This window comes from Streptomyces sp. SPB074 (assembly GCF_000154905.1).
GTDB lineage: Bacteria > Actinomycetota > Actinomycetes > Streptomycetales > Streptomycetaceae > Streptomyces.
This window is the reverse complement of the sequence record NZ_GG770539.1, coordinates 5,728,305-5,732,979: the sequence shown is the minus strand read 5'-3', so window position 1 is coordinate 5,732,979 and position 4,675 is coordinate 5,728,305. Positions and strand designations below refer to the sequence as shown.

General features: G+C 71.9%; 3 protein-coding genes and 1 other annotated feature (1 of these 4 running past the window's edge). Of the genes, 1 reads left to right on the top strand and 2 read right to left on the bottom strand.

Going from position 1 to position 4,675, the window contains the following annotated elements; all coding sequences use genetic code 11:
* Positions 1-37, bottom strand: a sequence feature (23S ribosomal RNA rRNA prediction is too short) (it extends 317 nt beyond the left edge of the window).
* The gene (locus SSBG_RS24265; protein ID WP_008748711.1) at positions 25-1,683 is read right to left on the bottom strand and encodes a CTP synthase; all 1,659 of its coding nucleotides are present in this window, start codon (positions 1,681-1,683) and stop codon (positions 25-27) included. (Overlaps the previous feature by 13 nt.)
* Before the next feature lie 517 nt (positions 1,684-2,200).
* On the opposite strand from SSBG_RS24265, the gene SSBG_RS24260 reads away from it, so the two are divergent.
* Positions 2,201-4,027: a glycoside hydrolase family 15 protein gene (locus SSBG_RS24260; protein WP_008748710.1), complete on the top strand. Its 1,827-nt coding sequence runs from the start codon at positions 2,201-2,203 to the stop codon at positions 4,025-4,027.
* A 184-nt stretch (positions 4,028-4,211) separates the two neighbouring features.
* Here SSBG_RS24260 and SSBG_RS24255 read toward each other — a convergent pair.
* Positions 4,212-4,675: glycosyltransferase family 4 protein (locus SSBG_RS24255; RefSeq protein WP_037870535.1), on the bottom strand; the 464-nt coding region annotated here is incomplete at its 5' end.

Genomic DNA, 4,675 nt, shown 5'->3' with positions numbered 1-4,675 from the left:
TCCGTCGCCGGTGGCGGGTACGGCTCAGGCGCCCTGCCGCTGCCGCTCGACGGCCGCCTTCACCAGGCCCGCGAAGAGCGGGTGGGGGCGGGTCGGCCGGGACCGCAGCTCGGGGTGGGCCTGGGTCGCGATGAGGTAGGGGTGCGTCTCGCGCGGGTACTCGACGTACTCGACGAGCTTGCCGTCCGGCGAGGTGCCGGAGAAGACGAGGCCGGCCTTCTTCTCCAGCTCCGTGCGGTAGGCGTTGTTGACCTCGTAGCGGTGGCGGTGGCGCTCCTCGACGTACTCGCGGCCGTCGTGGACCTCGCGCGCGATCGAGCCCTCGGCGAGCTTCGCCGGGTACATCCCGAGCCGCATCGTGCCGCCCATGTCGCCCTCGCCGGCGACGATGTCGAGCTGCTCGGCCATCGTGGAGATGACCGGGTGCGAGGTCGCCGCGTCGAACTCGGTGGAGTTGGCGTCCTCGATGCCGGCGAGGTTGCGGGCCGCCTCGATGACGACGCACTGGAGGCCGAGGCAGAGCCCGAGCAGCGGGATCTTGTGCTCGCGGGCGTAGGTGATCGCGCCGACCTTGCCGACGACACCCCGGTCCCCGAAGCCGCCCGGGACGCAGATCGCGTCGCAGTCGCCGAGCTGGGCGGCGGCGCCGGCCGGGGTCTTGCAGTCGTCCGAGGTGACCCACTTGACCTTGACCCGGGCACGGTTGGCGAAGCCGCCGGCGCGCAGCGCCTCGGTGACCGAGAGGTAGGCGTCGGGCAGGTCGATGTACTTGCCGACGAGCGCGACCGTGACCTCGTGGTCGGGGTGGTGGACGCGGTCGAGCAGGTCCTCCCAGACGGTCCAGTCCACGTCCCGGAAGGGCAGGTCGAGCTTGCGCACGACGTAGGCGTCCAGGCCCTCGCCGTGCAGGACCTTCGGGATGTCGTAGATCGACTTGGCGTCGGGACAGGCGACGACGGCGGTCTCGTCCACGTCGCACATGAGCGAGACCTTGCGCTTGATCGACACCGGCACCTCGCGGTCGGCGCGCAGGACGATCGCGTCGGGCTGGACGCCGATGTTGCGCAGCGCGGCGACGGAGTGCTGGGTCGGCTTGGTCTTGAGCTCGCCGGAGGGGCCGATGTAGGGCAGCAGCGAGATGTGCACGACGAAGACGTTGTCGCGGCCGACCTCGTGCCGGACCTGGCGGACGGTCTCCAGGAAGGGCAGCGACTCGATGTCGCCGACGGTGCCGCCGACCTCGGTGATGACGACGTCGACGTCGTCGCTCGCCAGGCGCCGGATGCGGCCCTTGATCTCGTTGGTGATGTGCGGGATGACCTGCACGGTGTCGCCGAGGTACTCGCCCCGCCGCTCCTTGGCGATGACCTGCGAGTAGACCTGGCCGGTGGTGACGTTCGCGGAGCCGTCGAGGTCGACGTCGAGGAAACGCTCGTAGTGGCCGATGTCGAGGTCCGTCTCGGCGCCGTCGTTGGTGACGAAGACCTCACCGTGCTGGAAGGGGTTCATCGTCCCCGGGTCCACGTTGAGGTAGGGGTCGAGCTTCTGCATCGTCACCCGCAGACCGCGCGCCTTGAGGAGCGCCCCCAGGCTGGAGGCGGTGAGGCCCTTGCCGAGTGAGGAGGCGACACCCCCGGTGACGAAGATGTGCTTGGTCGTCGTGGACGAGGTGCGGTTCGGCATGGCCAAGAGGGGGCTCCCGTGGTCGCGGTCTGGAGTGCGGACCGGAATTCCGTGCGGCACGGGGTGCCGGTGGGAAGGTCCGTCGCTGCGGGCGGGGGTCTCACGGTCTGTAAAGGGCCCACCGGTCCACGGGCTACCAGGGTATCAGCGTCGGCGGAGCTTCCCGGCGGCGCGGGTTTCGCCGGGCCCGTGCGGGGGCAGGGACCGCACGCTGCGTGTACGCGCGGCCACACGCACACTGAACGCGCCCGGCTTTTACCGCGCCTCAACACAAGCCTCACCCGTTCGGCCCTACCCCCGTGTCCCGACGGTCGCACGGATCACCACGAGCCGTCGTATCCTGCTCGGACATCCGCCGCCGGGCTCGAAGGAACTGGACCGCGAAAGCGCTTCCTCACAAGGGGTGGAGGTGGGCGACGGGGGGAGGCCAGAAGAATCCCCCCGCCCACCCTGGGAACAGCGGCCCGGCGGCTCACCCTATGACCGCAGCGCATGGTGCCCCGCGCAGGGGCGTGCCGTGGCCGTTCGACTGGAGATGCACGTGGCCGGGCGCATCGAGGATTACGCACTCATCGGAGACCTTCAGACCGCCGCACTGGTCTGCCGGGACGGCACGGTCGACTGGCTGTGCCTCCCCCGCTTCGATTCGCAGGCGATCTTCGCGGGGCTCCTCGGGACCGAGGAGCACGGATTCTGGCGGCTGGGGCCGGCGTTCGCCCCCGGGACCGAGCCGCCCAACGCCGACCGCAGAACGTACCGGGGGGACTCCCTGATCCTGGAGTCCGAGTGGGACACCCCGCGCGGCAGTGTGCGCGTGACCGATTTCATGGGTCCGCGCGAGGAGGCACCGCAGCTCATCCGCATCGTGGAGGGGCTCAGCGGCCGGGTGCCGATGCGCTCCAGCCTGCGGATGCGGTTCAGCTACGGGCGGATCACGCCGTGGGTGCACCGTGTGGACGAGCGCACGGTCGCCGTCTCGGGGCCGGACTCGGTGTGGCTCGACACGGACGCGGAGACGTACGGCAAGAACCTCACGACGTACTCCGACTTCACGGTCGGCCCGGGCGACAAGGTCTGTTTCGTCATCTCCTGGCAGGCGAGCCACCTCGGCCCGCCCGCCCTGCCGACCCCCTTCGAGTCGCTCGCCGCGACGGAGGAGTTCTGGCAGGAGTGGGTCGAGGAGTGCACGTACCACGGCCCCTACCGCGAGGCCGTGATCCGCTCGCTCATCACGCTCAAGGCGCTCACCTACGCGCCGACCGGCGGGATCGTCGCCGCGCCGACGACCTCGCTGCCGGAGGAGATCGGCGGCGTCCGCAACTGGGACTACCGCTTCACGTGGCTGCGTGACGCGGCGATCACCCTCTCCTCGCTGCTGCGCACCGGCTACCGCGACGAGGCCCGCGCCTGGCGCGAGTGGCTGCTGCGCGCGGTCGGCGGCGACCCGGAGAACCTCCAGATCATGTACGGGATCGCGGGCGAGCGGGAGCTGGGCGAGAGCGAGCTGGACTGGCTGCCCGGTTACGAGGGCTCGACGCCCGTCCGGGTCGGCAACGGCGCGGCCGGGCAGCTCCAGCTCGACGTGTACGGCGAGGTCACCGAGGCCCTGCACCTCGCGCACATGACGGGCCTGGCCCGCAACGACTACGCCTCGCTGCTCCAGCTCAAGCTGATCCAGTACCTGGAGCACCACTGGTCGGAGCCGGACGAGGGCATCTGGGAGGTGCGCGGGCCGCGCCGCCACTTCGTGCACTCCAAGGTCATGGCGTGGGTCGCGGTGGACCGCACGATCAAGCTCATCGAGTCGGGCGACGCGGACGGCCCGCTGGAGCGGTGGAGGGAGCTGCGGGACGACATCCACCGGGACGTGTGCGAGAAGGGCTACGACCCGGAGCGGAACACGTTCACGCAGTCGTACGGCTCGCGCGAGCTGGACGCCTCGCTGCTCCTGATCCCGCAGATGGGCTTCCTGCCGCCCGACGACAAGCGCGTCATCGGCACGATCGAGGCGATCCAGCGGGAGCTGTCCACGAAGGACGGCTTCATCATGCGCTACCCGACCTCGGGCGACGACGAGGGCGTGGACGGCCTCGCGGGCGACGAGGGCGCCTTCCTCGCCTGCTCGTTCTGGATGGCGGACGACCTCGCGATGATCGGCCGCGTGGACGAGGCCCGCAAGCTCTTCGAGCGCCTGCTCTCGCTGCGCAACGACCTCGGGCTGCTCGCCGAGGAGTGGGACCCGGTGCGCGGCCGCCAGGTCGGCAACTTCCCGCAGGCGTTCAGCCACGTGCCGCTCATCGACACGGCCCTGCGCCTGACGGCGAGCGGGGCGTACGGGGGCTGAGCCCGGGCGGCCCTCCGGTCACCCGTCTCGCCTCACGCGGGGCGGCGGGTGACCGGGGGGCGTGCGCGGGGTGCCACCGGGGGCGGATGCGTCCGCGGCGCGGGTGCCCCGGGGGCAGGTGACCCGGGGGCAGGTGACCCGGGGGCAGGTGACCCGGGGGCGGGTGACCCGGGGGCGGGTCTGCTCAGAACAGTGGCTCGGGGTGGGTCAGTTCGTCGTACACGCTGAGGACCTGCGCGACCGTCGCGTCCTCGGTGGGCCAGCTCGCGGCCTGCCGCAGGCCCGCGCGGCCCAGCTCGGCGCGCCGGGCGGGATCGGCGAGGAGCCCGGCGACGCGCGCGGCGAGGGCGGGGGCGTCGCCGTAGGGGACCAGTTCGGCCGCCCCGCCGACGAGTTCGGGAATGCCGCCGACCGCCGAGGCGACGAGCGGCACACCGAGCCCCAGCGCCTCCTGCGCGAACAACGCGCGCGCCTCCCAGCGGCTCGGCAGCACGGCGACATCGCTCGCCGCGAGCAGCGCGGGCAGGTCCTCACGGCTGCCGAGCAGCCGTACGGGCAGATCCTCCGCCTCGATCCTGGCCTGGAGTTCCCCGCGCAGCGGCCCCTCCCCCGCGACGGCGAGCAGCGGTACGGGATCGAGCGCGCGCC

Coding starts and splice junctions, on each gene's coding strand:
- SSBG_RS24265 (WP_008748711.1), bottom strand. CDS start 1,683: ATGCCGAACCGCACCTCGTCCACGACGACCAAGCACATCTTCGTCACC.